Genomic DNA, 25,370 nt, shown 5'->3' with positions numbered 1-25,370 from the left:
CGCCCCGCTCAGGCAGGATGAACCGGAATCGAGACAGACACCATGGGACGCTCCACCCCCTACTCCCCCGCCTTCCGCGCGCGGGCCGTCGCCGAGGTCCGCCTCGCCCGCCCGCGGCACGCCTCGGAGTGGGCCACCATCCAGGCCGGCGCCGCCGCCCACACCATCAGCGCGGAGACGCTGCGCACCTGGATCCGTCAGGCCGAGGCCATCCCCGCCGATCACGCTCGCGCCGAACTCCGCCGCCACCAGGCCGAGATCCGCCGCCTCGCCTACGAGAACGGCCAGCTCAGACTCGCCCTCGACGTGCTCCGCACCGCCACCACACCGCCGGCCCGCACCCGGCCAGGCTCCCAGGTCCCCGGCAGGCCTCGCCGTCGAGAACAGGCGGCTGGCTAGGCCAGGCGGGTGACGGAGACGGAGACGCCCAGCGAGGTGGAGGCGCCGCCGGAGAAGACGCCGCGCACCGGGGGGACGTCGTTGTAGTCGCGGCTGCGGGCGACGACGACGTGCTGCTCGCCGGCGGGGACGTCGTTGGTCGGGTCGAAGCCCCACCACTCGCCGAGCCAGCCCTCCACCCAGGCGTGTGACTGCCCGGCGACCGTCTCGCCGACCTCCGCCGACGCCGACGGGTGCTGGTAGCCCGACACGTAGCGGGCCGGCATCCCGGCGGCGCGCATCAGCACCAGCGCGAGGTGCGCGAAGTCCTGGCAGACGCCCTCGCCCTTCTGCCACGCCTCGACGGCGGAGGTGTGCACGCCGGTGGTGCCGGGCCGGTAGGTCAGCCGCTCGCGCACCCACGCCCCGACGGCGGGGACGAACTCGCGCGGGTCGTGGGTGGCGGCCAGCTCACGGGCGGCGTCGACCAGCTCCGCGTGCTCGGGAGTGGACGCGGACGGTCGCAGGTACTCGACGAACTCGTCGGCGATCCGGTCCTCGGCCAGCGCCGACCAGGTCGGGACGTCGCGCGGGCGCTCCGGCGCCGAGGCGGTCTGCACGATCGAGCGGCCGGTGACGACGAGCTCGGTGTGCGGGGTGTGCAGGTCGAACGCGGTGACCTGCGTCCCCCAGTAGTCCCAGTACCGGTAGGTCTGCGCGGCGGGTTCGGTGCGGACGGTCGCCTCCAGGGTGAGCTGGGCGGCGGCGGTCTGCGGGATGATCCTGACCTCGTTGTACGAGGACAGCACGGGGCTCGCGTACCAGTGGCCGGTCGAGTGCTCGATGCGGATCTGCCAGCTCACCGGGTTCCCCCTGAGGTGGATCGGGTGGGACGCGTCGGCCCGGCGGACCAGATCGGGCTCGGACGGGCGGGGCCTGCGGGGCGTGTCAGCCTCGACGGTCGGCTCACGCCGGCACCTCCATCGCCCACGAGCGGGGCGCTTCGCGGGCGAAGTAGCGGGCGGTCACCTCGGCGCTGACGGTCGAGCAGGTGGTCTGCAGGGAGGCCAGCAGGTCGGGCATGTCGGCGACGAGGTCGTCGACGCTGTGGAACTCGAGTTCGGTGCGGGCCCGGCCGACCAGGCGGCGGGCCGTGTCGTCGACGGTGGAGCGGGGCGAGCCGCGTCCGCGCCCGCCGTCGAGCTCGGCGAGGATCTGCTCGGCGAGCACCAGCGACCAGTACACCGAGCGCGGGAACAGTCGGTCGAGCAGCAGGAACTCGGCGACCCGGGCGGCGTCCACCGCGCGGCGGTAGGTGCGCAGGTAGGCCTCGTGCGCGCCGCAGGAACGCAGCAGGCTGATCCAGCTCTGCGAGTGCGGATGCTCGCTGATGCTCGACGACAGCAGCCGCGAGGTCATGTCGACCCGCTCGAGGGACCGGCCGAGCACCAGGAACCGCCAGCCGTCGTCGCGGGCCAGGGTGGCGTCGACGAGGCCGGCGAGCATCGCGGTGCGCTCGCGGACGTAGCGGAAGAACACGTGCGGCCCGAGCCGGCGGGCCAGTTCCTCGGTATGCGGAAGGTCGTTCCAGCTGGCGTTGAGGCACTCCCAGACGTCGCTGGAGACGACGACGCGGGCGCCGCGGGCGTTCTCCCGGGCCGCCGAGAGCGCGCCGGTGATGCTGAACGGCCGCACCGGGTCGAAGGCGAGGATCTCCATCACGCGGCGCGAGTCGACCGGCTGGTCGAAGCCCGCCGGCTGGCCCATCGCGGCGAGCAGCTCCCGCCCCGCCGAGCCCTCCTCCAGCCACGGGTCCTCCAACACCCGGTGCACGTGGACGTCGAGGATGCGCGCCGTCGACTCGGCCCGTTCCACGTAGCGGCCGATCCAGAACAGCGACTCCGCGATCCGGCTCAGCACCGCGCTCCCCCCTCGCCCGCCGCCACGCCCGCCGGTTGGCCGACGCCTCGCGGCCCGGCCGAGTCACGGTGCTGGTTCTGTTGCTGCTGCTGTTGCTGGTCGGAGGAGTCCGGCGGGCCGAGGTCCGGGCCGCTGGCCGGGCGGGCGACGGCCGCGCCGGGCGGGCGGCCCAGGTGCGGCGCGAGCTCGCGTCCGCCGTGCTCGGGGGCGAGGACCCAGGTGTCCTTGGAGCCGCCGCCCTGGCTGGAGTTCACCACCAGGCTGCCGCGCGGCAGCGCCACCCGGGTCAGCCCGCCGGGCAGCACCCACACCCGGTTGCCGTCGTTGACGGCGAACGGCCGCAGGTCGACGTGGCGGGGACCGAGCCGGTCGTCGGCGAGCGTCGGCGACGTCGACAGCCGCACCACCCGCTGCGCGATCCAGCCCCGCGGGTCCTCGCACACCCGGACCCGCAGCTCGGCGAGCTCGGCGTCACTGGCCTGCGGGCCGATGACGATGCCCTTGCCGCCCGAGCCGTCCACCGGCTTGACGACGAGTTCGTCCAGGCGGTCGAGGACGTACTCGCGCTGGTCGGCGTCCTCCAGCCGGTAGGTGTCGACGTTGGGCAGGATCGGTTCCTCGCCCAGGTAGTACCGGATGAGGTCGGGGACGTAGGTGTACATCAGCTTGTCGTCGGCGACACCGTTGCCGAGCGCGTTGGCGATCGTCACGTTGCCGGCGCGGGCGGCGTTGACCAGGCCCGCGCCGCCGACCGTCGACTCGGGGCGGAAGTGCACCGGGTCCAGCCAGTCGTCGTCGACGCGGCGGTAGACGACGTGCACCGGCTGCTCGCCCTCGGTGGTTCGCATCGTCACCTTGTTGTCGCGGACGCTGAGGTCACGGCCCTCGACGAGCTCGACGCCCATCTGCCGGGCGAGCAGGGCGTGCTCGAAGTAGGCGGCGTTGTAGACGCCCGGCGTGAGCACGACGACGGTCGGGTCGGCGACCTCGGGTGGCGCGGCGGCGCGCAGCGCGTGCAGCAGGTGGGTGGCGTAGTCGGCGACCGGGCGGACCCGGTGGGTGGCGAACAGCTCGGGAAACACCCGGGTCATCGCCCGCCGGTTCTCGATCACGTAGCTGACGCCGGACGGCACCCGGACGTTGTCCTCCAGCACCCGGAAGCCGCCGCGCTCGTCGCGGATCAGGTCGATGCCCGACACGTGCGCCCGCACGCCGTTCGGCGGGTCGATACCGTGCGCCGCCCGGTGGAAGTGCGCACTGGTCAGCACGAGGCGCCGCGGCACGATCCCGTCGGCGAGCACCTCCGCCGGGCCGTAGACGTCGGCCAGGAACGCCTCCAGCGCGTGGACACGCTGGGTCACCCCGCGCTCGATGACGCGCCACTCGTCGTCGGCGAGCAGGCGCGGCACCAGGTCCAGCGGGAACGGCCGCTCCTCGCCGAACAGGTTGAACGTGATGCCGGCGTCCCGGAACGCCCGGTCCAACGCCACCTTGCGCGCCGCGAGGTCGGCGCTGCCCATCGGCTGCAACGCGTCGTACAGGGCGGAGTAGACCTCCCGGGGCCGGTTCGACGCCTCGAAGACCTCGTCCCAGGCCGCCGTGGCCGCCGCTTCCGCCGGATAACCCTCGAACAGGTCCGCCACGCGGCAGAGCGTAAAGTGCGCGTGTTACCTGCGCGTGTCGTCGCCGTGGTGGCCCTGGATTGCGGGTGCCGTGATCACGGATCCGGCACGCGCGGTGGACGTCGCCGCCACGGGCGCCACACGTGGATGCGGGGCGTCGTGGGCACAACCGTCCGGCGTAGGCCGGGGATGCGAGACGATGGTCGCTCCATCCTGCGCCCATCCCATCCACCACCCCATCCCGCCCGCCGCGCGCACCGAAGCGCGCGGGGCCGAGCGAAAGGCCGCACGATGTCGACACTGCTGGTGACCGGAGCCGCCGGGTTCATCGGGTCGAACTTCGTCCGCTACTGGCGCGAGCGGCACCCCGCCGACACCGTCGTCGCCCTCGACGCGTTGACGTACGCGGGCTGCCGGGAGAACCTCGACGACGTCGCCGAGCGGATCACGTTCGTCCACGGCGACATCCGCGACCGCGAGCTCATCGAGTCGACGCTGCGTGAGCACTCCGTCGACGTGATCGTCAACTTCGCCGCCGAGTCCCACAACAGCCTGGCGATCATCCGACCCGGTGACTTCTTCTCGACGAACGTGATGGGCACCCAGACGCTGCTGGAGGCCGCCCGCACCGTCGGCGTCGCCCGCTTCCACCAGATCTCCACCTGCGAGGTCTACGGCGACATGGACCTCAACGACCCCGGCGCGTTCACCGAGGACGCCCCCTACCTGCCGCGCACCCCGTACAACGCGGCGAAGGCCGGCGGCGACCACGCCGTGCGCGCCTACTGCCTGACCTACGACCTCCCGGTCACGATCACGAACTGCTCGAACAACTACGGGCCGTACCAGTTCCCGGAGAAGGTCATCCCGCTGTTCGTCACCCGCGCACTGCAGGGCGAGCAGCTTCCCCTGTACGCGTCGACGACGAACCGCCGCGAGTGGCTGCACGTCATGGACCACTGCCGGGCGATCGACGCCGTCCTCGACCGCGGCCGGGTCGGCGAGACGTACCACGTCGGCTCCGGCGTCGAGGCCGACATCGAGACGATCGCCGACACCGTCCTCGCCGAACTCGGCCTGCCCGCGTCGCTGAAGACGATCGTGCCGGACCGCCCGTCGCACGACCGCCGCTACCTGCTGGACTCCACCAAGCTGCGCACCGAGCTCGGCTGGTCCCCGCTGATCGACTTCGCCGAGGGGATGCGGTCCACCATCGCCTGGTACAAGGAGAACGAGGCCTGGTGGCGCCCCCTGCTCGGCCGCTCCCCCGTCACCGAGACCGCCTGGAAGAGCTGACCCCACCCTCCGGCGACAACTCGAGACGCGAGTTATCCGCCGGTGACGGAGGCGTAGAGGGCGGCGGTGCGCTCGGCGACGGCGGCCCAGCCGAACTCGGTGACGGCGCGGGACCGGCCGGCGCTGCCCATCTCGGCGGCGCGGGCCGGGTCGGCGAGGACGGCGTTGACGGCGTCGGCGAGGGAGCGCGGGTCGTCCGGGGGGACGAGAAGGCCGGTGGTGCCATCGTCGACGACCTCGGGGATGCCGCCGACGCGGGAGGCGACGACGGCGGTGCCGCAGGCCATCGCCTCCAGGTTGACGATGCCCAGCGGCTCGTAGACGGACGGGCAGGCGAACACGGTGGCGTGGCTGAGCAGCTGGATGACCTCGGGCTTGGGCAGCATCCCCTGCAGCCACACGACCCCGTCACGCTCGGCGCGCAGGCCGTCGACCAGCGCGGTCGTCTCCGCCTCCAGCTCCGGCGTATCCGGCGCGCCGGCGCACAGGACGAGCTGCGCGCGGCGGTCGAGGGCCGAGGCGGCGCGCAGCAGCACCGGCAGGCCCTTCTGCCGGGTGATCCGCCCGACGAAGATGACCGTTGGGCGCTCGGGCTCGATGCCGTACCGTTCGAGCACGTCGGTGGCCGGGTCGGGCTGGTACTCGTCGGTGTCGATGCCGTTGCGGATGACGTGCACCCGGGCCGGGTCGACGGCCGGGTAGGCGTCGAGGATGTCGGTGCGCATCCCGGCGCTGACCGCGACGACGGCCGCCGCCGACTCGATCGCCACCCGCTCGGCCCACGACGACAGCCGGTAGCCGCCGCCGAGCTGCTCGGCCTTCCACGGCCGGTGCGGCTCCAGCGAGTGCGAGGTCATCACGTGCGGGACCCCACCGAGCAGGGCAGCCAGATGCCCGGCGAGGTTCGCATACCAGGTATGGGAGTGAATGACGTCGGCGCCGGTGGCGGCCGCGGCCATCGACAGGTCCATCGACAGGGTGCGCAGCGCGTCGTTCGCGCCGTCGAGCGCCGCCCACGGCCGGTGCGCGCTCACCCCCGCCTTGCCGCTGCCCGGATCACCGACGGCTTCCACGACCATCCGATCGTCGGGCGCCGCCTTGTCGCCCTCCCGGTGCACGGTGAGGTCCACGCTCCGGGCGAGCTCGCGGGCCAGGTACTCGACGTGCACCCCCGCGCCGCCGTAGACGTCCGGGGGGAACTCGCGGGTGAGCATCGCGACGCGCATGGCCGGTCTTCTTCGCTCTCTGTCGGATCGACGGCAGGGACTGGCAGGGACGGGCGCGTTCCGCGGAACGCGGCGAAGCCATACCGCGAACGGTGAACGGCGCCGCTCAGTCGATCACGGTGGCGCCCTTGCCGACGACGGTGATGCCCTGGGGGCTGACGGTGTAGCCGCGGGCCCGGTCGCGGTCCTTGTCGACGCCGACCCGCGCGCCCGGCGGGACGTGCACGTTCTTGTCGAGGATGGCGTCGCGGACGACAGCCCCGCGGCCGACGACGGCGTTGTCGAGCAGGACCGCCCGGTCCACGTCCGACCAGGAATGCACCCGCACCCCCGGCGAGAGCACCGCCGAGCGCACAGTACCCCCAGAGATGATCACGCCGTTGCTGACGATGCTGTTCACCGCGCTGCCGGTGCGGCTCGGGTCGTCGTGGACGAACTTCGCCGGCGGCAGCGACGGCACACTCGTGAAGATCGGCCACTCGCGGTTGTACAGGTTGAACACCGGGTCGAGCGCGCACAGGTCCATCTGCGCCTCGAAGTAGGAGTCGAGGGTGCCGACGTCGCGCCAGTACCCGCGATCACGGACGGTCGTGCCGGGCACGTCGTTGGCGGCGAAGTCGTAGACGGCGGCGGCCCGCTGCGACACCAGCATCGGGATGATGTCGCCGCCCATGTCGTGGCCGCTGTCCTCGTCGGCGGCGTCCTTGCGCAGCGCCTCGATGAGCACGTCCGTCGAGAACACGTAGTTGCCCATGGACGCGAACGTCTCATCCGGGCTGTCGGGCAGGCCGGGCGGATCGGCGGGTTTCTCCAGGAACGCCTCGATGCTCCGCCCGTCCCGGGCCGTCTGGATCACCCCGAAGGCGCTCGCGTCGGCCCGCGGCACCCGCAGCCCGGCGACCGTCACCCCGGCACCGGAGTCGAGGTGCTGGGCGACCATCTGCCTGGGATCCATCCGGTAGACGTGGTCGGCGCCGAAGACGACGACGATGTCCGGGTCCTCGTCGTACACCAGGTTCAGCGACTGGAGGATGGCGTCGGCGCTGCCGTCGTACCAGCGCGGGCCGAGGCGCTGCTGCGCCGGCACCGGGGTGACGTAGTTGCCCAGCAGGTTGCTCATCCGCCAGGTGGTGGTGATGTGCCGGTCGAGACTGTGGCTCTTGTACTGGGTGAGCACGGCGATGCGCAGATAGCCGGCGTTGACCAGGTTGGACAGCACGAAGTCGATCAGCCGGTACAGACCGCCGAAGGGAACGGCGGGCTTGGCCCGGTCGGCCGTCAGCGGCGCCAGCCGCTTGCCGGCCCCACCGGCCAGCACCAGGCCGAGGACCCGCGGACTCGGCACAGGGAGGCTCCCGTCTCACGGCGCGATGAGGGGTGACGACCCGCGGCATCTACCCCCGACACCGCCGGGAAACCGTCCCACCCGGGCCAGGTTCCGCGGGAGTGGGCGAACCGCCGCCGATCGCCACTTGCGACCCTACAAGCCCCCAGCGCCAGCATCATCGGGGGTGTCGCCGCCGCCCCCGGCCAGGCTAGGCCGAGTGGTGGAGCACCGCCGCGTCAAGTGGTCGCGGCGCATGAATGCCCGCGAGGCCGACGTCGACGATGAGGACGAGTTCGGCCCGCATACCGTCGGGGTCGCGGAACCACAGGCTGTGGAACGCGCCGAGGTCCTCGACGACGCCGTCGCTCGCCTCGCGCGCGACCAGCCGTTCACGCAGCGTCGCGAACGCGGTGGGGGACGCCGCGGTGAGAGCCAGATGGTCGAGATGCCCGCGGTCGAACATCGCGGCCGCGCCGGTGCCGTGCGGGTTCCCGGTGACCTGCGCCGGGTGCAACCAGGAGTCCGGCCCGGTCCGCAGGATCGCATGGCGAAACGCCGGACCATCCGGGCCGGCCACCGTCTCCCGGAACACGGGCGTCAACCCGAACACGTCGGTATAGAACGCTATGAAACGGTCGAGATCGTCGGTCAGTACCGCGAGGTGGTTGACCCCCCGGACCAGGTCGCGCGAGGCGGCGGGCCCGACCCTGGCCCCCCGCATCAGCACCTCGACGGCGAGCGCGGCGACCTCTCCCGCCTCGGCGCCGTCGAGGTCCCAGTAGTCGCGCAGCGACTGCCAGGTGGACGCGGCGGTGAGGGTCTGCACCGCGGCGGCGAGCCGGCGGGCGCTCGTCTCGTCCAGGCCGGGCGCCTCGTGCCGGACGAGATCGAGGGCGGCCTCGCGGCGCCGCTCGTTGTCGGACAGCCGGGCGAGCAGCCCTTCGGGCGCGCGCAGGAGCTCCCGCACGACCGGCGCCACCTCGTCGAAGCCGCCGAACGCCTGGCGCACCGCGGCCGCGGCCGCGGGGAGCCCGGTCGGCCGCGGCCCGACGAGCCCGAGGCGCTGGTTCGCCCACCCGAACACCGCGGTCAGCAGGGCTTCGCGGGTGGGGAAATGCCGGTAGACGGTGCGCTCGGGCACGCCGGCCTCCTTCGCGACCTTCGCGAAGGTGAGATCGTCGCCGGCGTCGAGCAGGCGCGCGGCGCCGTCCGTCACTCGTTCCCGGACCAGCGCCGCCCGTGCGTCCCGGAGGGAATCCGTCGAAGCATTCGTCATGACAGTGAGGCTGCCAAGATGGCAGTGCCACTGTCAATATCGGTCCGGCGACAGCGCGGTCTACCCGTGCGTCGCCGGGTCGGCGGCGGGCAGCCGCAGCAGGCCGCGGGCGGCGACCTCGTCCCGTACCGCCGGCAGGACGTCGCGAGCGAGCGCCTCGACCTCCTCCACCGTGGGCACGGCGAGCAGCAACGCGGTGAACCCCACGGCCACGATGTCGACGAGCTGGCCGATCACCTCGGGGACGGTCCCACCGACCACCCCGGAGCCGGCGGGCAGCCGTTGACCGAGCCGCACGATCACGTTGGTGGCACAGACGATCGACGCCGGGTCCCGCCCCGCCCGGGCGGCGGCGCCTGTCACGACCTCGCGCATCCGGCGGGCGCCGTCGAGCCCGACCCGGCCGATCGAGGGCAGCCAGCCGTCGGCGAGCTCCCCGGTCAACGCGAGTGCCCGCGGTCCGTACGAGCCGAGCCAGATCGGGATCGGGTGCTCCGGCCGCGGATCGATGCGGGCGCCGCGCACGGTGAACTCCTGGCCGTCCAGGGTCGTCGGCTCGCCGGACCACAGGCCGCGCAGGATGGCGATGGCCTCCCGCTGCCCGGCGATCTTCTGCCCGCCGGTCCGTTCCGCCAGGCCGAAGGCGTGGAACTCGGCGTCGTATCCGCCGCCGCCGAGGCCGAGGACGAACCGGCCGCCGGAGAGCCGGTCGAGGGTCTCGGCCGATTTCGCGAGGACGGCCGGTGCCCGGTAGGGCAGGGCCGCGACGTTGGTGGCCAGCTCGATGCGGCGCGTCTGGCCAGCCAGCCAACCCAGGGTGGCCAGCGGCTCCACGGTGGGCGCTTCGCTGTGCAGGTGGTCGCTGAGGCTGAACAGGTCGTACCCGAGCTCGTCGGCGCTCTGCGCGAGATCGAGGGTCTGCGCCGCGCTCAGGCCGCCGACGGCGCCGCCGGCACCGAAGACCAGGCGCGAGCTGGACAGCGCGCTCACCGCGACCCCGCCACGCCACTGCTTTTGATTGCTATCACGTACAGTACGTATCACAAATCTTGGGGCCGCGGCCATCCACCCCGCCGTCGGTACAGTGGGCGGCGGGCGATCGACAGAGGCGGAGATCCAGGGTGGGCGCGATGTTCACGACACCGGTGGCCCTGGTCCGGTTGTCCTACCTGGTCAACTCGATCTACGCGGGCGTGTGCTCCGGGTACGGGGTGTCCGTGCCGCAGGCCCAGCTGATGTGCGTCCTGAAGGACCAGTCGCGCGGCATGGGCGAGATCAGCACGATGCTGCGCCTCGACAAGTCGAGCATCACCGGCCTGGTGGAACGGATCGAGCGGCGCGGCTACCTGGTCCGCGCGATGTCGCCGATCGACCGCCGGGCCATCACCGTCAGCCTCACCGCCGCGGGCAAGGAACTCACCGACGCCTTCTACGCGGACGTCAGCCAGCGCCTGGCCGACCTCGCCGGCCAGCTCCCCGCCGAGGACAGCGACCACCTCACCCGCGCCGCCACCCTCCTCGTCCTGGCCGAGGACGTCCCCGACGTCTTCGGCGCCCTCATTCCCTGACGCGCCGGGCGACGATATCGCCAGCGGCTACCAGGGCCGGCAGGACGATTTCACCAAGGCGATCCTGGCGGCTCTCGCGCACACCGGCACCCGTCCGGTCAGCCCGTACTACGCGGCGGTCAGCGGGACGATCCAGGACGCCGTCTCCAGCGTGCTGAACCAGGCAAGAAAGTCCGCCGACGCCGTCGACTTCCTCGCCGCGAACCTGCCCGACGCCCTCCACGGCGGATAGCCGAACCAACCCAACCCGCCCGCTGCGGCGGAAGGCACACCTGTTCCTCGCCGGGCCACGCTGATGTGACGACACGCGAGCAATCGCCCGCAGCCAGACCTGACGGTCAGGCGCATGATCAGTCCCCTACTCTCCGGCTCGTCGTCACCGCTCTGATACGCCGGGAGGAACAGCGTGCGTCTGCGCCGGATTGTTGTCGCCTTCGCGGTCGGCGGGCTGGCCTTCGCCACGGCCGCGCCGGCGAGCGCCGAATCCCTGCGGCCACCGGTCATCCGGAGCTTTGACGCGTGTTCGGCCGCCGACCTCAACGGCGATCAGCGTCTCGGCCCGGCCAGCCTGCCGCTCTTCGGCCCCGTCGGCTCCGAACTCGGCGGCTATTCCCGCACCGGTGGTCACCCCACCCGGCAGTTCATCGACACCTGGTGGGATCCCGCCGCCAGCTTCTCGCCCTTCCCAGGAATTCCCGGTAACTGGATCTTTCCGCCGAGCGACGGCTACTATCTGCGCACGGACGGCTCGCCCGTCAGATACACGCTCACGCTGCGCCCCGGCCAGCAGATCGACCGTTTCGGCCTGCCGCGCGGCAGCTTCCTCTCCCCCCGCGGCACCGAGTACGCCCAGCGGTCGATCCCCCCGTCGAACCTGGACGACACGACCCGCCCAGCCGGCTGCAACTACCACGCCTACCAGGTGCTCCGGCCGTTCCAGGTGTACACCGGCGCGATTCGCCCCTGGTTCGACCAGCCCGGCAGCGGCCGCCAGTTCCAGGTCGTGTGCGCGCTCGTCCCCGGCTCGACCGCATCGCCCCTCTGCAACCAGCAGACCGGAAACCTCCAGCTCCAGTACCTCCTCGACCAGCACCTCCTCGCCGAGATACCCGTCAACACCTCGAAGATCTGACCGTCGGGTTCCCGCGGCTGGAAGCCCCCCCCCCCAGACCGGCCAGGCGTTCGCATCCCAGGCCGTGGAGCACGCCTTCGCCCTGACGACGGGCCAGCCCTGGCTCGTCAACGCCCTCGCCCACGAGATCGTCGACCGGATGAAGGTCCCCCTACGACGACGATCACCGCCGACCACGTCGACCCGGCCGACGAACGTCTCATCAACGCGCGGGAAACCCACCTGGACTCGCTGCTCGACCGGCTTCGCGACCCCCGCGTCCGGCGGATCATCGAACCGATACTCGCCGGTGCCGAGGTCAGGTTCGATCCGTTCTCCGACGACCTCGCCTACACCACCGACCTCGGTCTGGTCCGGCGGACCGCCTCGACGGTGGAGATCGCCAACCCGATCTACCGCAACATGATCACGCGGGTTCTCGCCGACGGGCTGTTCGACGGCATCACCGGCGCACCGCGACCTCGGTCGTTCGTACTTGCTGACGGCCGCCTGGACCTTCCCGGGCTTCTCGCCCACGTCACCGAGTTCTGGCACCGGACCGAGGACGTCCTCGAGGCCGACGAGCCCTACCGCGAGGTCACCCCACACGTCACGCTGCTCGGATACCTCGACCGCGCCATACGTACTCCCGTCAGATCGCTTCGCGATCCGTCGGGTCCCCCGGGCAGCGGCTTCGTCGACCGCGAATACGGCGTAGGCCGCGGCGCCATGGATCTGCTCATCCGCTGGAGCCATACCGGCCCCGACGGCAGACCCGCCGTCCAGCGGGAGGCCCTGGAGATCAGGACCCACCGCCCAGGCGCCGTCGACCCGACGCAGGCCGGCATCCGCCAGCTCGACGGATACCTGATGCGTCTCGGCCTTCCCGCTGAATACCTCGTCGTCTTCGACCAGCGCCCCGCCGAACGCAAACGCGTCAGCGCCGAGGTGGGCACCCACGTCGCCACCAGCCCCACCGGCCGAGCCATCACCGTGGTGCGGATCTAGGAAAGAGTCCAGTCGACAGGCTGGGCGCCCTGGCGGAGCAGCAGGTCGTTGGCCCGGCTGAACGGGCGGGAGCCGAAGAAGCCCCGGTCCGCCGAACGCGGCGACGGGTGGGCGGACTCGATCGTCGCGGCGCCGTCCAGGAAGGGCCGCAGGCTGCGCGCGTCGGCGCCCCACAGGATGGCCACCAGCGGCTTGCCCCGCGCGGCGAGCGCCCGGATCGCCTGGTCAGTGACCTGCTCCCAGCCCTTGTTCCGGTGTGCGCCGGGCTGGCGCGGCGCCGTCGTCAACGCCCTGTTCAGCAGCAGCACGCCCTGATTGGTCCAAGGCGTCAGGTCGCCGGTGGAGGGCCTCGGCACACCGACGTCCGCGCACAGCTCGGTGAAGATGTTCTGCAGACTGCCCGGCAGCCGGCGCACCTCCGGGGACACCGCGAAGCTGTACCCGATCGCCATCCCCGGCGTCGGATACGGATCCTGCCCGACTATCAGCACCCGCACCTCATCGAACGGCTGCTGAAACGCCCGCAGAACGTTCGGCCCGGCCGGCAGGTAGGTCCGGCCGGCCGCGATCTCGGCCCGTAGGAACTCCCCCATGGCCGTGATCCGCTCCGCCACCGGCTCGAGGGCCTGCGCCCAGCCCGGTTCGACAAGGTCCCGCAGTGTTTGCGCCGCCATGGTTGATCAGCCTACGACCCACCACCGACAACTCCGCAGGACGGTTGGGCCGAGCCGTGAGACAGAGCCGCCGTGCCCGCGACGAGGCGCGTCAGCCGTTGAGGAGGGTGATGGTGCGCCCCGCGGGGCTTGTAGTGGTGGTGAGCCTTGTGCGTGTGTCGATGGCGGAGGCGTCGGCGCGCTGGTCGAACAGAACGAGGGTGCCGGTGTCGAGGCAGAGGCGATCGAGGTAACGGTCAAGCTGCCGCAGGCCAGCAGGCAGGGGATTGGACCGGCCGGTGCGCCAGGTCTTTATCTCGATGGCTTCGCGCTGGACATGCTGTTCCCCGTCGGGGGTGCGGTAAGGCCAGCGCAGGTGCAGGTCGACGCGGCCGGAGCCGACGGCATACTCGCGTTCGATCTGGCCGCCGCCGTTCACCACGCGTTGTAGGTAACCCATCAGGATGAGCTGCGGCGCAGCCTCGCTGTAGTAGCCGGTGCTGGTGAGAAACTTGCCGTTCTCGATCCACCAGTCGGCGAACTCGTCGAGCATTCGGGAAAGGTCGAACGTGCCGTCCGGACGAACGAACGACCGCGGATCAGCGGTGACGCTCTCCTGGATGCTCGAGGAGAGCACCCGCGCGATGACCTCCCGGTAGATCGGATTGGCGGCGCGGACCGGCGCGGTGGGAGCGATGAGGCCGAGGTCACGAACGTAGCTGAGGTCGTCATCGTACGGATCGAGGACGAGCGGATCGCCGGCGAGGAGCGGGCCGATGACGCTGCGAACCCTCGGCTCCGCAAGCCTCGCGGCGAGGGAGTCCAGATGGGTCGCCCGTGTGAGGATGAGCTGTTCCTTCGCCTGGTCCAGATGCGCCACCGTCACGGGTTCCGCCACCGGCACACGGATCTTCTCGACGATCTCGCGAGCGAGGGCGTTGACCAGCCACGGCTGCCCGACCGTGAGCTCGTAGGCGTATTCGAGCGCGTCGGTCGAGAACCGTTGACCGGTACGAGCGGTGTGCTGTCCGTAGAGCTCCGCCACCTCGCCGGCGGTGAAGTCCCCCAACCGGAGGGATTCGACCTTCACGTTGAACGGACTGGCCGTTCCCAGTCGAGATGAATCACCGCCGGAGGCTGTCTTGTACTCGCGGACGTCCCGCAGGCCGCACAGCGCGACCGACCAGGGAAACGGGGCCGGCCGACTGTTGTAGCCGTCACGCAGCTGCCCGAGCACGCTCAGCAGGCTCTGGCCCCGCAGCGCGTCGATCTCATCGAAGAACAGCACCAGCGGGCGTGGACAGGACTGAGCCCAGGCTCGCAGCGCCTCGACGATCCGGGTACCGTCCGGCGTTTCCGGCCAGGGCGGCGGCCCCAGCTCGGCCGGCAGGCAGTCCTGCGCGCTCGCGCGGATCCGGTCCAACAGGATGCGCGACGCCGCACCGTAGTCGTCGCCCGCGACCCGGGCCGCCTCGCACGAGAACATCACCGCCGCATAGCGGCCCTGGGCCGTCAGATCACGCGCGAGCGCCCGCAGCGCGGTCGTCTTGCCAGTCTGGTGGGGGGCATGGACGACGAAGTACGCCTCGAGGTCTACCAACCGGGGGGCCTCCGGCAAGCGGGACAGCGCCGGAACCATGTAGTGATTCGCCGGCAGACACGGACCAGCCGTATTGAACCGACGGACGATCACCCAGCCCTCCCCCGCCCGGCACTCCCCACCTGCTGCGCCCACCACCCTATGCGATCGATGATCAACAACTCCGGCGCCAGGTCGGCCTACGTGGGCACGTCGAGCACGGGCACATCACCCACCTCCCTGGACCACATACTTGAAGGTATCCCTGGGCGGTATACTCGATCCGTGGGCCTCACAACGATCAAGGTGGAGAGCGCGGTGCGCGACCGCTTGGCGGCCGTCGCCCGCGCGCGGGGCACCACCATGGCTGGCCTGCTGGACGCCGAGTCGCGCAGGCTCGAGGCCGAGCAGCACTGGGCTGCCATCGAGGAGTCCTATGCGCGGATCCAGCGGGAGGATCCGGACGGCTGGCGGGAGTACCTCGACGAGCTGGACAGCTGGGATGCCGCCACCGCCGGCACCGATAGTTCGGCGTCGTCGGAATGGCCGGAGTTCAATCGTTGAGAGTCCGGCGCGGCGACGTCTGGTCGGTCGACCTCGATCCGACAGTAGCCAACGAACAGCACGGCATACGTCCCTGCCTGGTGATTTCCAGCGACCGGTTCAACCTCCTACCGATCCGGCAGGCGTTCGTCGTCCCGCTGACAACCCGGGACCGCGGCTTCCCCCACCACATCGCCCTGCAGGATGACGGCGGCCTGAACCGGCCGAGCTGGGCGATGTGCGAGGCAGCCCGTGCCGTCTCCACCCAGCGATTCGGCAGGTATGTCGGCACGGCGTCGGCCGCCTGCGTGGACCGGGTGGCCTGGCAGCTCACATCCTGGCTCGGCGACCAGCCATAAACTCCGCGGATTGCGCCCGGACGAGGTCGCTGGGGTCGCCTGGAGCCGGAAAGGTGGCGCAAGCGGCAACCGACGCGGACCTCGTCGTCACCTTCGCGCCCGCAGGACCCGGGCGGGCCAAGGGTTGTCTATAGGCGGCAGGTCGTGGTGAGCCCGGTTCGACAAGGTCCTGCAGCGACTGCGCCGATACGGTTGATCAGCCTTCGTTGCGTCACCGGCAGCCCCGCCGCGACCCCTCGCCTCCGGGCGTCCACACGGCGCAAGGTCAATAAGCCGGGCCGCACCGGCGGACGAGCTGAGGCCTATGTGGTCTCCGCCCCAGCGCCGTTGAGTGCGATCATGGCGTCATGACCGAAATCGGGGGCGATCACCGGTCCACCACCAGGCGGCAGTTCTTCGTGTCCTACGCGTCAGCCGACCGCGACTGGGCCGAATGGATTGCTTGGAAGCTCGAGGAATCGGGATATCGAGTTCTGATCGAAATGTGGGATCTCGTACCTGGCCGGAACCGAATAAACCTGCTACAGGAAGGCATCCGCGAGGCCGAACACATGCTGATTGTCCTCTCACCCGCGTACCTCAACTCAACGGCCCAGAGTCCGGAATGGCAGGCGATGTGGGCGGGAGATACACGGGGAGTCGACCGGCGGCTGATTCCCGTCCTGATCGAGGATTGCGACGAACGCTCCCTCGGCCTCCTGGCCGGCCGGCAGTGGATTAATCTGCGGGGCCTGTCCGGCACGCACAACGCCGTCGTCGCTGGCCGGCGGCTGCTGGAAGGGGTGGCCGCAGCACGGGAAGGCCGGGCAAAACCCGTCCGCCCAGTGCCCATCCCAGAACGGGTGTTGCCTACCTCCGTGCCCTTTCCGGGCACGGAGAGGCGCCGCCGCGCCCATGCACTACTACTCACGGGAAGCATCGTGTCTGCAGTGGTCGCGGTGGCCACCACCGTGGTTCTGGTAGCAACGACGGCTGGAAAGTCCGACTCCTCCACGGAGCCGCAATTCGGCCCCTCGGCCATATCAGCTCCAGCGACGACACCGACACCGACACCGACACCGACACCGACACCGACACCGACACCGACACCGACACCGACACCGACACCGACACCGACACCGACACCGACACCGACACCGACAAAAGCATCGCCTGGTCCGGATGTGGGCAGCCCCTCATCTGGAGCGATCCCAACCACCAGCCCATCACCGTCCGCCGCACCACGTAGCCAAGTGCCGAACGAACTGGTCGGCTCTTGGAGCGGAGGTTCGACCGGCGCCACCGCGAACACGCTCTACACGTTCAGACCTGGCGGCAAGATGACACTGACACGTAATGGCATTCCCATGGACGGCACGGTGGTGGTCGATGGCGCTACGCTCACCCTATACCTGCCAGGCGGACCGGTGCACTCTAGCTGGAGAATCGAACGCTTTGACGCCGGGAGCGGCTACACCTTCTCCAATCTCCTCCTGGACGGCTTCTCCTACATAAGGCAGGACACCGGGTGATTGCGCAGAAGGACTCAAAGGGTGACGGGCGGCCGGCGGTGACTTGTGGTGATGATTCTCGCGGGTGTGTCGATAGCGGAAGAGTCCACCCAGCCGCGTGGCGACGCACTCAATCCGATCATCATCCGCGAACAGCTCGATCCTGGGAAAGACCTTCGCCAGGAGGTGCACGCGGAGGTGCGGGACGGCGAACCCCGATGCAGGATTGCCTCGGACACCTGACAGACGACGGCAGTTCCCGCATGGCTGCTGGCCAGCCAGCCCGGCCTGGTCGGAGAGGAGATCCGGCCAGGCCGGCGGCGGGTCAGACGTTGAAGCCGAGGGCGCGGAGTTGTTCGCGGCCCTCGTCGGTGATCTTGTCGGGGCCCCACGGGGGCATCCAGACCCAGTTGATGGTCACGTCGGCGGCGAGGCCGTCGGGGCCGTCGACGAGGGCCGAGCGGGTCTGGTCCTCGATGACGTCGGTCAGCGGGCAGGCCGCCGAGGTGAGCGTCATGTCGAGGGTGACCGTGTTGTCGTCGGCGACGTGGATGCCGTAGACGAGGCCGAGGTCGACGACGTTGATGCCGAGCTCGGGGTCGACGACGTCGCGCATCGCCTCCTCGATGTCGTCGAACGCGGCGAGTTCCAGGCCCGCCGCCCGCTCCGCGACCGTGGTGTGCGCGGCCGCCGAACCGGACTCGGCGGTGGCGTCGGCAGGCGCGGCCTGGGCGGTCGCGGTGGCGACACCGCCCGTGGGCGTGCCCTCGGCGTTCTGGTCGGGCGCTTCCGTCATGGCTTCTCCTGGGCGGGAAGGTCGAGAGGGGCGTCGATGGCCTTGGCGGTGGCGTCCTTCCAGGCCATCCAGGACAGCAGGGCGCACTTCACCCGGGCCGGGTACTTGGACACACCGGCGAACGCGACCGCGTCCTCCAGCTTGTCCTCGTCGCCCTCGGCGGTGCCCCGGGACTGCATGAGCGCGAGGAACTCGCGTTCGAGGTCCAGCGCCTCGTCGACCTTCTTGCCGATCACCAGGTCGCTCATGACGCTCGCGGAGGCCTGGCTGATCGAGCAGCCCTCGCTCTCGTACGAGACGTCCTCGACGACACCGTCCGTGACCTTCACCCGCAGGGTCACCTCGTCGCCGCACGTCGGGTTGACGTGGTGCACCTCGGCGTCGAACGGGTCGCGCAGCCCGCGGTGCTGCGGGTTGCGGTAGTGGTCCAGGATGATCTCCTGGTACATGGAGTCGAGTTTCACCTCGAGAAGAACCTCCGAACCTCGTGCAGACCTTCCACCAGCGCGTCGACCTCGGCGGTCGTCGTGTACAGGTGGAACGACGCCCGCGTCGTCGCCGGGACGCCGAAGCGCAGGCAGACGGGGCGCGCGCAGTGGTGGCCGACGCGCACGGCGATGCCGCGCTCGTCGAGGATCTGCCCCACGTCGTGGGGATGAATCGGCCGGCCGGCGTCGTCGGTAAGGAGGAACGAGATCGCTCCGCCACGGTCCTCGGCGGTCGGCGGGCCGATGACGCGCAGACCCGGCACGGTCGCGAGCGCGTCGAGCGCGTAGGCCGTCACGGCATGCTCGTGGGCGGCGATCGCCGGCATGCCGAGCTCGGTGAGGTAGTCGATGGCGGCGCCGAGGCCGACGACCTGGCTGATCATCGGGGTGCCGGCCTCGAAGCGGTGCGGCGGGGGCGCGTAGGTGGACGCCTCCATCGTGACGACCTCGATCATCTCGCCGCCGCCGAGGAACGGAGGCATGACCTCGAGCAGTTCGTGGCGGCCCCACAGCACCCCGACGCCGGTCGGCGCGCACATCTTGTGGCCGGTGAAGGCGAGGAAGTCGACGCCGAGCGCGACCACGTCGACCGGCAGGTGCGGCACCGACTGCGAGCCGTCGAGCACGACCAGAGCGCCGACCTCACGCGCCCGCGCGACGATCCGCTCGACCGGGTTGACCGTGCCGAGGATGTTCGACTGGTGCACCATCGAGACGACCTTCGCCCGCTCGGTGATCACCGCATCGAGGTTGGTCAGGTCAAGCCGGCCGTCGTCGGTCAGGCCGATCCAGCGCAGGGTGGCGCCGGTGCGCCGGGCGAGCATCTGCCAGGGCACCAGGTTGGAGTGGTGCTCCATCTCGGTGACGACGATCTCGTCACCGGGGCCGATCCGGAAGCGCTCGGCCTCGGGCCCTGTCGTCTCGGCGTTGCTCATCGCGTAGGCGACGAGGTTCAGCGCCTCCGTCGAGTTCTTGGTGAAGACGACCTCGCGCCGGTCGGTCGCGCCGATGAACGCGGCGACCTTGTCCCGCGTCGCCTCGTAGAGCGCGGTCGCCTCCTCGGCGAGCACGTGGATGCCGCGGTGCACGTTGGCGTTGTGCTGCTCGTAGTAGGCGCGCTCGGCGTCGAGGACGGCCAGCGGCTTCTGCGAGGTGGCGGCGCTGTCGAGGTAGACCAGCGGCAGCCCGTCGTGCACAGTGCGAGCGAGGATCGGAAAGTCCTTGCGCACCCGCTCGACATCGAACTCCGTGGGCGTCACGACACCGCCCCCGCTTCCGCGGGCGCCGCGGCGGCGCCGCCCTTGACATAGCGGTCGTAGCCGGAGTCCTCCAGCACCGCGGCGAGCTCCGGCCCACCCTCGTCGACGATCCGCCCGCCGGCCATCACGTGGACGAACTCGGGCTTGATGTAGCGCAGGATCCGCGTGTAATGCGTGATGAGCAGGATGCCGGTCTCGCCCTGGGCCCGCACCGCCTCGATGCCGGCGGAGACGATGCGCAGCGCGTCGACGTCGAGGCCGGAGTCGGTCTCGTCCAGCACGGCGATCTTCGGCTTGAGCAGGGCCATCTGCAGGATCTCGTGGCGCTTCTTCTCACCGCCGGAGAAGCCCTCGTTGACGCCGCGCTCGGCGAACGCCGGGTCCATCTCGAGCCCGGCCATCGCGGCCTTCACTTCCTTGACCCAGGTGCGCAGCTTCGGCGCCTCACCGCGCACGGCCGTGGCCGAGGAGCGCAGGAAGTTCGACACCGACACCCCGGGAATCTCCACCGGGTACTGCATGGCCAGGAAGATGCCGGCGCGGGCGCGGGCGTCGACGCTCATCGCGAGGACGTCCTCGCCGTCGAGCGTGATGCTGCCCTCGGTCACGGTGTACTTGGGGTGGCCGGCGATCGAGTAGGACAGGGTCGACTTGCCCGACCCGTTCGGCCCCATGATCGCGTGGGTCTCGCCCTTGCGGACCGTGAGGTCGACGCCGCGCAGGATCTGCCGCGGCCCCTCCTCGGTCTCCACCGAGACGTGCAGGTTGCGAATCTCCAAGGTCGACACCGCTGTCGTCACCCTCGTTCCCGGTTCGGCTGGGCGACGTCGACGAGCACGTCGTCGCCCTCAATGGTCACTGCGTAGGTGGGCACCGGGTCGATGGCCGGCAGGGTCAGCGCGGCGCCGGTCACCAGGTCGAACTGGGATCCGTGCAGCCAGCACTCGATCCGGCCGCCCTCGACCTCGCCCTGGGAGAGCATCACGTCGGCGTGCGAGCACTCGTCGCGCACGGCGAACACCCGCTCCCCGACGCGCACGACGCACACCGGCGTGCCCTCGATCTCGGTGCCGAGCGCCGCGTCCTCCTTGAGGTCGGTCAGCGCGCACACCCGCTGCCCGGTCATGCGGGCAGCTCCCCGAGCCGGGCGGACACGGAGGTCATGATCCGTTCACGCAGCTCGGGCACGTCGATGCGGTCGATGACCTCGGCGAAGAAGCCGTGCACGACGAGCCGGCGGGCCTCCTCCGGCGGGATGCCGCGCGACTGCAGGTAGAACAGCGCCTCGTCGTCGAAGCGGCCGGTGGCGCTGGCGTGCCCGGCGCCGACGACCTCGCCGGTGAGGATCTCGAGGTTCGGCACCGAGTCGGCGCGGGCGCCGTCGGTGAGCACCAGGTTGCGGTTGAGCTCGTAGGTGTCGGTGTCGACCGCTTCGGCGCCGATGAGCACGTCGCCGATCCAGACGGCGTGCGCCGACTGGCCGCGCAGCGCGCCCTTGTACGTCACCCGGCTGCGGCACGATCGCGGCTCGTGCGTGACGAGCAGGCGGTGCTCCTGGTGCTGGCCGGCGTCGGTGAAGAACACGCCGTTGAGCTCGGCGTCGCCGCCGGGACCGCGGTAGTCGACGGTCGGGTTGAGCCGGACGAGCTCCCCGCCGAGGGTGACGGTGAACGAGCGCAGCGTGGCATCCCGGCCCACCGAGTAGGCGTGCGCGCCGAGGTGGACGGCGTCGGCGTCCCAGTCCTGCAGCGTGACGAACGTGAGCGACGCGCCGTGGCCGACGTGCACCTCGACGTCGCTGGCGTAGGTGGCGCTGCCGGTGTGGTCGAGCACGACGGTGGCCGACGCGAACGGCCCGACCTCGACGATCAGGTGACCGTAGGCGACCCCGCCCTCGCCGTGCAGCCGCACGGTGACCGGCTCGGTGAGCGACGCCTCGGCCGGCACGGTGACGGCCGTGGCCCCGCCGGAGCGGGCCATCGCGAACGCGGCGACCCGGTCGGCCGGGACGAGCACGCGGCCGATGCGGGCATCACCGGCGTCGAGCTGCTCGACGGCGACCCCGACCGGCGCGTCCACCGTGACGGACACCTTGCCGTCGGCGTCCGGGCCGGTCAGCAGGCCGCGAAGCCGGCGCAGCGGGGTGAACCGCCACGCCTCCTCGCGGCCGGTGGGCACCTCGTGGTCGAGCGGGTCACGCGAACGCACCGGGCGGGGCACGGCTCCGGAGGCCGCCGGGGGTCGCCCGGTGGCGTCGATGACGGCCATCAGCCGACCGCGCCTTCCATCTGGAGCTCGATGAGCCGGTTGAGCTCGAGCGCGTACTCCATCGGCAGCTCGCGGGCGATGGGCTCGACGAAGCCGCGCACGACCATCGCCATCGCCTCCTCCTCGGACAGACCGCGGCTCATCAGGTAGAAGAGCTGGTCCGCGCCGACCTTGGAGACGCTGGCCTCGTGGCCGATGGACGCGTCGTCCTCACGGACGTCGACGTAGGGGTAGGTGTCCGAGCGGCTGATGGTGTCGACGAGCAGCGCGTCGCACTTGACGGTCGACCTCGACGCCTCGGCGCCCTCGTTGATCTGCACGAGGCCGCGGTAGGAGGTGCGGCCGCCGCCGCGGGCCACCGACTTGGAGATGATCGTCGAGGAGGTGCGCGGCGCCGCGTGCACCATCTTGGCGCCGGCGTCCTGGTGCTGGCCGGCACCGGCGAAGGCGATCGAGAGGACCTCGCCCTTGGCGTGCTCGCCGAGCATCCACACGGCCGGGTACTTCATCGTCACCTTGGAGCCGATGTTGCCGTCGACCCACTCCATCGTGGCGCCCTCGTGGCAGGCGGCCCGCTTGGTGACCAGGTTGTAGACGTTGTTCGACCAGTTCTGGATGGTCGTGTACCGGCAGCGGGCGTTCTTCTTCACCACGATCTCGACGACGGCCGAGTGCAGCGAGTCCGACGAGTAGACCGGCGCCGTGCAGCCCTCGACGTAGTGCACGTACGCACCCTCGTCGACGATGATCAGCGTCCGCTCGAACTGGCCCATGTTCTCGGTGTTGATCCGGAAGTAGGCCTGCAGCGGGATCTCCACCTGCACGCCCGGCGGCACGTAGATGAACGAGCCGCCCGACCACACGGAGGTGTTCAGCGCGGCGAACTTGTTGTCCCCGACCGGGATGACCGAGCCGAAGTACTCCTGGAACAGCTCCGGGTGCTCGCGCAGGCCGGAGTCGGTGTCCAGGAAGATGACGCCCTGCTCCTCGAGATCCTCACGGATCTTGTGGTAGACGACCTCGGACTCGTACTGCGCCGCGACGCCGGAGATCAGCCGCTGCTTCTCCGCCTCCGGGATGCCGAGCCGGTCGTAGGTCGCCCGGATGTCGTCGGGCAGGTCCTCCCACTCGGCGGCCTGCTTCTCGGTGGAGCGGACGAAGTACTTGATGTTGTCGAAGTCGATGCCGGAGAGGTCCGCGCCCCAGGTCGGCATGGGCTTGCGCTCGAACAGGCGCAGACCCTTCAGGCGCAGGTCAGTCATCCACGACGGCTCGGACTTCTTCGCCGAGATGCCGCGGACGACCGCCTCGGACAGGCCACGCTCCACGTCGGCGGCATAGGCGTCGGTGTCAGCCCATCCGAACCGATAGGAGCCAAGGCCCTCGAGGGCGGTCTCGGCAGAGGTTGTCATGGGGCGGAACCCTCCGAAGACGGGGATGGTGGACAGCTCGGTGACGCGGCCTCGGAGGCCGGATCCTGGTCCGCGGTCGCGGGGATGTGGGTCGTGCAGACGCCGTCGCCGTGCGCGATCGTCGCGAGGCGCTGCACGTGGGTGTCGAGCACCCGGGCCAGCGCCGCGGTCTCCGCGTCGCACAGCGCCGGGAAGCGCTCCGCGACGAACTGGACCGGGCAGTGGTGCTGGCAGATCTGCAGGCCGGTCGGCAGCTCCGAGACGCTGGCCGTGTAGCCGGCCGCCGTCATCGCCTCGGCGAGCGCCGCCGGCCGGTCCTCGGGCTCCGCGGCGACGACCGCCGAGCGCACCCGGCGCTCCAGGTCCGACGCGCGGCTGTCGGCGAACTGGCTGACCGCCGACGGCCCGCCCACCTCGGCGAGGAAGCGTAGCGCGCCCGCGGCGAGATCCGAGTAGGCCGACGGCCCGGCCTGGTGGCCGGCCTCGGTCAGCGCGTAGTGCCGGGCCGGGCGGCCGCGACCGCGGGGCTGGCGGGAACGGCTCTCGATCGGGGTGATGATGCCGTCCGCGACCATGGCGTCGAGATGCCGGCGGATCCCGGCGGGCGAGACGCCGAGCTGGCGCGACAGGTCGGCCGCGGTGGCCGATCCGCCTTCGAGCAGTTGACGCACGACCCGGTCGCGGGTGCGGCCGTCGGCCGTCCCGCCCGAGGCATCGTGGTCGTTTTTCACAACACCAGTGTGCCCTATTTCCGGGACGCGGTCGAACCGAGGACCCCCGATCAGGTCCCCCGAGGAGCCTGATCTCCGTCACACCGAACCGCCGCCGCCATGGTGGCGCAGTTCAGGCCGTCCCCGCATCCGCAGACCGGCCGCGGCGCCCGGCCCGGTCGTCCACCCGACATCCGCGTGCCACAACATCTACCCCACGGATGGTGCCCGCTCGGCCACCACCGGACAGGTGCTGCCAGACTTGCCGCTGGAGCCAGCCTGCCACCTCACCGGCGGCGCGAAGCTCCGGCCAGCACGACCTCGGGACCTGGAGGCGCACGGATGCGGGCTCGACCATGGCGCGGCGCGCGGCCGCGCCCCCTGCTCGGCCTGGGCGCCGGGCTGCTGGCGGCGCTCGTCGCGCTGGCCGTACCAGCCTGCAGCGGAGGCGGCGACGGTGGCGGACCGACCAACGGCCTGGAGAAGCTGTCGGCCGGCGAGGTCGGCACCCGCGCCCTCGCGGCCCTGCGCACGGCCCCCGGCGCGCACGTCGCCGGCACGGTGGCGGACGCGAGCGCCGACGCCCCCAACCGTTACGACCTGGTGATGTCCTCCACGACGACGAAGGGCACCATCGAGGAGTACGGCCAGCAGACCCAGCTCGTGAAGATCGGGAAGGACACCTACGTCCGCCGGTCCCGTGCCTACTACGCCGCGACCGGCGACACGGCCGCCTCGGACCTGCTCGCCGACCGCTGGGTCCGCCTCGCCGCCGCCGACGCCGCCAAGTACAGCTACTTCACCCTCGACCGCTACAGCGACTCATTGCGCGGCTTCACCGCGGGGCTGACCGGCGGAGTGCGCCAGCAGAAGGTGGATGGCGACCGCGCGGTGCAGGCCAGCTCCCCCGACGGCACGTCCTTCCTCGTCGCCAACACCGGCCCGGCCTACCCGCTGCGGATCACCGTCACCGGCCGCAGCACCAGCCAGCTGAGCTTCGGTGACTACCGCGCGCCTGGCGCCGTCACCGCCCCCGCCGGCGCCGTGGACCTGTCCAGCCTCGGCTAGATCCAGCGATAGC

At 71.1% G+C, this 25,370-nt stretch carries 28 protein-coding genes; 10 read left to right on the top strand and 18 right to left on the bottom strand.

The window, feature by feature from the left end; genetic code table 11:
• The first annotated feature begins 42 nt into the window (after positions 1 to 42).
• Positions 43 to 399: a transposase gene (locus AC6EXY_RS20535; RefSeq protein ID WP_499817841.1), complete on the top strand. Its 357-nt coding sequence runs from the start codon at positions 43 to 45 to the stop codon at positions 397 to 399.
• Here AC6EXY_RS20535 and AC6EXY_RS20530 read toward each other — a convergent pair.
• From AC6EXY_RS20530 to AC6EXY_RS20520, 3 genes are all read right to left on the bottom strand, one after another.
• Complete coding sequence (locus AC6EXY_RS20530) at positions 396 to 1,241, bottom strand: transglutaminase family protein (RefSeq protein ID WP_499817840.1); 846 nt, start codon at positions 1,239 to 1,241, stop codon at positions 396 to 398. The two genes, AC6EXY_RS20535 and AC6EXY_RS20530, sit on opposite strands and share 4 nt — an antisense overlap.
• A gap of 103 nt (positions 1,242 to 1,344) precedes the next feature.
• On the bottom strand, positions 1,345 to 2,298 hold the full coding sequence (locus AC6EXY_RS20525; protein WP_499817839.1) for an alpha-E domain-containing protein: 954 nt from the start codon (positions 2,296 to 2,298) through the stop codon (positions 1,345 to 1,347).
• Positions 2,292 to 3,941, bottom strand: a complete 1,650-nt coding sequence (locus AC6EXY_RS20520) for a circularly permuted type 2 ATP-grasp protein (RefSeq protein WP_499817838.1) — start codon at positions 3,939 to 3,941, stop codon at positions 2,292 to 2,294. The genes AC6EXY_RS20525 and AC6EXY_RS20520 overlap by 7 nt, the downstream gene beginning before the upstream one ends.
• 270 nt (positions 3,942 to 4,211) lie before the next feature.
• Between AC6EXY_RS20520 and rfbB the strand changes: the two genes are divergently transcribed.
• Positions 4,212 to 5,216: a dTDP-glucose 4,6-dehydratase gene (rfbB, locus tag AC6EXY_RS20515; protein ID WP_101832473.1), complete on the top strand. Its 1,005-nt coding sequence runs from the start codon at positions 4,212 to 4,214 to the stop codon at positions 5,214 to 5,216.
• 32 nt (positions 5,217 to 5,248) lie between these two features.
• Here the strand turns inward: rfbB and glgA are convergent, their stop codons facing one another.
• The 4 genes from glgA to AC6EXY_RS20495 all read right to left on the bottom strand — a co-directional run bounded on the left by glgA (position 5,249) and on the right by AC6EXY_RS20495 (position 10,035).
• A complete protein-coding gene (gene glgA, locus AC6EXY_RS20510) occupies positions 5,249 to 6,442 on the bottom strand; it encodes a glycogen synthase (RefSeq protein WP_499817837.1) in 1,194 nt (397 codons plus the stop codon).
• 106 nt (positions 6,443 to 6,548) lie between these two features.
• Entirely contained in the window at positions 6,549 to 7,787 is a 1,239-nt protein-coding gene (gene glgC, locus AC6EXY_RS20505; RefSeq protein ID WP_101832475.1) for a glucose-1-phosphate adenylyltransferase, read from the bottom strand.
• A 190-nt stretch (positions 7,788 to 7,977) separates the two neighbouring features.
• On the bottom strand, positions 7,978 to 9,045 hold the full coding sequence (locus AC6EXY_RS20500) for a VOC family protein (RefSeq protein WP_499817836.1): 1,068 nt from the start codon (positions 9,043 to 9,045) through the stop codon (positions 7,978 to 7,980).
• 60 nt (positions 9,046 to 9,105) lie between these two features.
• On the bottom strand, positions 9,106 to 10,035 hold the full coding sequence (locus tag AC6EXY_RS20495; RefSeq protein WP_499817835.1) for an LLM class flavin-dependent oxidoreductase: 930 nt from the start codon (positions 10,033 to 10,035) through the stop codon (positions 9,106 to 9,108).
• Between the two features lie 140 nt (positions 10,036 to 10,175).
• Between AC6EXY_RS20495 and AC6EXY_RS20490 the strand changes: the two genes are divergently transcribed.
• Positions 10,176 to 10,613 (top strand): MarR family winged helix-turn-helix transcriptional regulator, encoded by a 438-nt coding sequence (locus tag AC6EXY_RS20490; protein ID WP_133150703.1) that lies wholly within the window; start codon positions 10,176 to 10,178, stop codon positions 10,611 to 10,613.
• Positions 10,614 to 10,721: 108 nt separating this feature from the next.
• Here the strand turns inward: AC6EXY_RS20490 and AC6EXY_RS20485 are convergent, their stop codons facing one another.
• On the bottom strand, positions 10,722 to 10,883 hold the full coding sequence (locus tag AC6EXY_RS20485) for a hypothetical protein (protein WP_499817834.1): 162 nt from the start codon (positions 10,881 to 10,883) through the stop codon (positions 10,722 to 10,724).
• 136 nt (positions 10,884 to 11,019) lie between these two features.
• Between AC6EXY_RS20485 and AC6EXY_RS20480 the strand changes: the two genes are divergently transcribed.
• Together AC6EXY_RS20480 and AC6EXY_RS20475 are read left to right on the top strand one after the other, a co-directional pair.
• On the top strand, positions 11,020 to 11,745 hold the full coding sequence (locus tag AC6EXY_RS20480) for a TNT domain-containing protein (protein ID WP_499817833.1): 726 nt from the start codon (positions 11,020 to 11,022) through the stop codon (positions 11,743 to 11,745).
• Positions 11,746 to 12,117: 372 nt separating this feature from the next.
• Positions 12,118 to 12,732 carry a hypothetical protein gene (locus AC6EXY_RS20475; RefSeq protein ID WP_499817832.1) on the top strand — a complete coding sequence of 205 codons (615 nt, stop codon included), beginning with the start codon at positions 12,118 to 12,120 and terminating at the stop codon, positions 12,730 to 12,732.
• Here the strand turns inward: AC6EXY_RS20475 and AC6EXY_RS20470 are convergent.
• Together AC6EXY_RS20470 and AC6EXY_RS20465 are read right to left on the bottom strand one after the other, a co-directional pair.
• On the bottom strand, positions 12,729 to 13,406 hold the full coding sequence (locus AC6EXY_RS20470) for a uracil-DNA glycosylase (protein ID WP_499817831.1): 678 nt from the start codon (positions 13,404 to 13,406) through the stop codon (positions 12,729 to 12,731). The genes AC6EXY_RS20475 and AC6EXY_RS20470 overlap by 4 nt on opposite strands.
• Positions 13,407 to 13,497: 91 nt before the next feature.
• Complete coding sequence (locus AC6EXY_RS20465) at positions 13,498 to 14,985, bottom strand: ATP-binding protein (protein WP_499817830.1); 1,488 nt, start codon at positions 14,983 to 14,985, stop codon at positions 13,498 to 13,500.
• A gap of 297 nt (positions 14,986 to 15,282) precedes the next feature.
• Between AC6EXY_RS20465 and AC6EXY_RS20460 the strand changes: the two genes are divergently transcribed.
• From AC6EXY_RS20460 to AC6EXY_RS20445, 4 genes are all read left to right on the top strand, one after another.
• Positions 15,283 to 15,528: a hypothetical protein gene (locus AC6EXY_RS20460; protein ID WP_499817829.1), complete on the top strand. Its 246-nt coding sequence runs from the start codon at positions 15,283 to 15,285 to the stop codon at positions 15,526 to 15,528.
• Entirely contained in the window at positions 15,525 to 15,866 is a 342-nt protein-coding gene (locus AC6EXY_RS20455) for a type II toxin-antitoxin system PemK/MazF family toxin (protein ID WP_499817828.1), read from the top strand. Before AC6EXY_RS20460 ends, AC6EXY_RS20455 begins: the two co-directional genes overlap by 4 nt.
• 347 nt (positions 15,867 to 16,213) lie before the next feature.
• Positions 16,214 to 17,377 carry a toll/interleukin-1 receptor domain-containing protein gene (locus tag AC6EXY_RS20450; RefSeq protein ID WP_499842389.1) on the top strand — a complete coding sequence of 388 codons (1,164 nt, stop codon included), beginning with the start codon at positions 16,214 to 16,216 and terminating at the stop codon, positions 17,375 to 17,377.
• A gap of 48 nt (positions 17,378 to 17,425) precedes the next feature.
• Positions 17,426 to 17,599: a hypothetical protein gene (locus AC6EXY_RS20445; RefSeq protein WP_499817826.1), complete on the top strand. Its 174-nt coding sequence runs from the start codon at positions 17,426 to 17,428 to the stop codon at positions 17,597 to 17,599.
• Positions 17,600 to 17,681: 82 nt separating this feature from the next.
• Here the strand turns inward: AC6EXY_RS20445 and AC6EXY_RS20440 are convergent, their stop codons facing one another.
• From AC6EXY_RS20440 to AC6EXY_RS20405, 8 genes are read right to left on the bottom strand one after another with little or no spacing between them, the layout of a single operon-like run.
• Positions 17,682 to 18,152 (bottom strand): metal-sulfur cluster assembly factor, encoded by a 471-nt coding sequence (locus tag AC6EXY_RS20440; RefSeq protein WP_101829771.1) that lies wholly within the window; start codon positions 18,150 to 18,152, stop codon positions 17,682 to 17,684.
• Positions 18,149 to 18,616, bottom strand: coding sequence for a Fe-S cluster assembly sulfur transfer protein SufU (sufU, locus tag AC6EXY_RS20435; protein WP_101829772.1), 468 nt, complete (start codon positions 18,614 to 18,616; stop codon positions 18,149 to 18,151). The genes AC6EXY_RS20440 and sufU overlap by 4 nt, the downstream gene beginning before the upstream one ends.
• A complete protein-coding gene (locus tag AC6EXY_RS20430; RefSeq protein ID WP_101829773.1) occupies positions 18,613 to 19,899 on the bottom strand; it encodes a cysteine desulfurase in 1,287 nt (428 codons plus the stop codon). The genes sufU and AC6EXY_RS20430 overlap by 4 nt, the downstream gene beginning before the upstream one ends.
• On the bottom strand, positions 19,896 to 20,687 hold the full coding sequence (sufC, locus tag AC6EXY_RS20425) for a Fe-S cluster assembly ATPase SufC (protein ID WP_207770107.1): 792 nt from the start codon (positions 20,685 to 20,687) through the stop codon (positions 19,896 to 19,898). The genes AC6EXY_RS20430 and sufC overlap by 4 nt, the downstream gene beginning before the upstream one ends.
• An 8-nt stretch (positions 20,688 to 20,695) precedes the next feature.
• Positions 20,696 to 21,025, bottom strand: a complete 330-nt coding sequence (locus AC6EXY_RS20420; protein WP_499817825.1) for a non-heme iron oxygenase ferredoxin subunit — start codon at positions 21,023 to 21,025, stop codon at positions 20,696 to 20,698.
• Positions 21,022 to 22,167, bottom strand: coding sequence for a Fe-S cluster assembly protein SufD (gene sufD / locus AC6EXY_RS20415; RefSeq protein WP_101829776.1), 1,146 nt, complete (start codon positions 22,165 to 22,167; stop codon positions 21,022 to 21,024). The genes AC6EXY_RS20420 and sufD overlap by 4 nt, the downstream gene beginning before the upstream one ends.
• A complete protein-coding gene (sufB, locus tag AC6EXY_RS20410) occupies positions 22,167 to 23,579 on the bottom strand; it encodes a Fe-S cluster assembly protein SufB (protein WP_101829777.1) in 1,413 nt (470 codons plus the stop codon). The genes sufD and sufB overlap by 1 nt, the downstream gene beginning before the upstream one ends.
• Positions 23,576 to 24,310, bottom strand: a complete 735-nt coding sequence (locus tag AC6EXY_RS20405; protein ID WP_101829778.1) for a helix-turn-helix transcriptional regulator — start codon at positions 24,308 to 24,310, stop codon at positions 23,576 to 23,578. Before AC6EXY_RS20405 ends, sufB begins: the two co-directional genes overlap by 4 nt.
• A 321-nt stretch (positions 24,311 to 24,631) precedes the next feature.
• Between AC6EXY_RS20405 and AC6EXY_RS20400 the strand changes: the two genes are divergently transcribed.
• A complete protein-coding gene (locus AC6EXY_RS20400; protein ID WP_101829779.1) occupies positions 24,632 to 25,357 on the top strand; it encodes a hypothetical protein in 726 nt (241 codons plus the stop codon).
• Positions 25,358 to 25,370: the final 13 nt, after the last annotated feature.

The sequence above is a fragment of the Frankia sp. RB5 genome (assembly GCF_059816245.1).
Note: the sequence above shows the minus strand (reverse complement) of the source record. Positions and strands in the feature narration are given on the sequence as shown.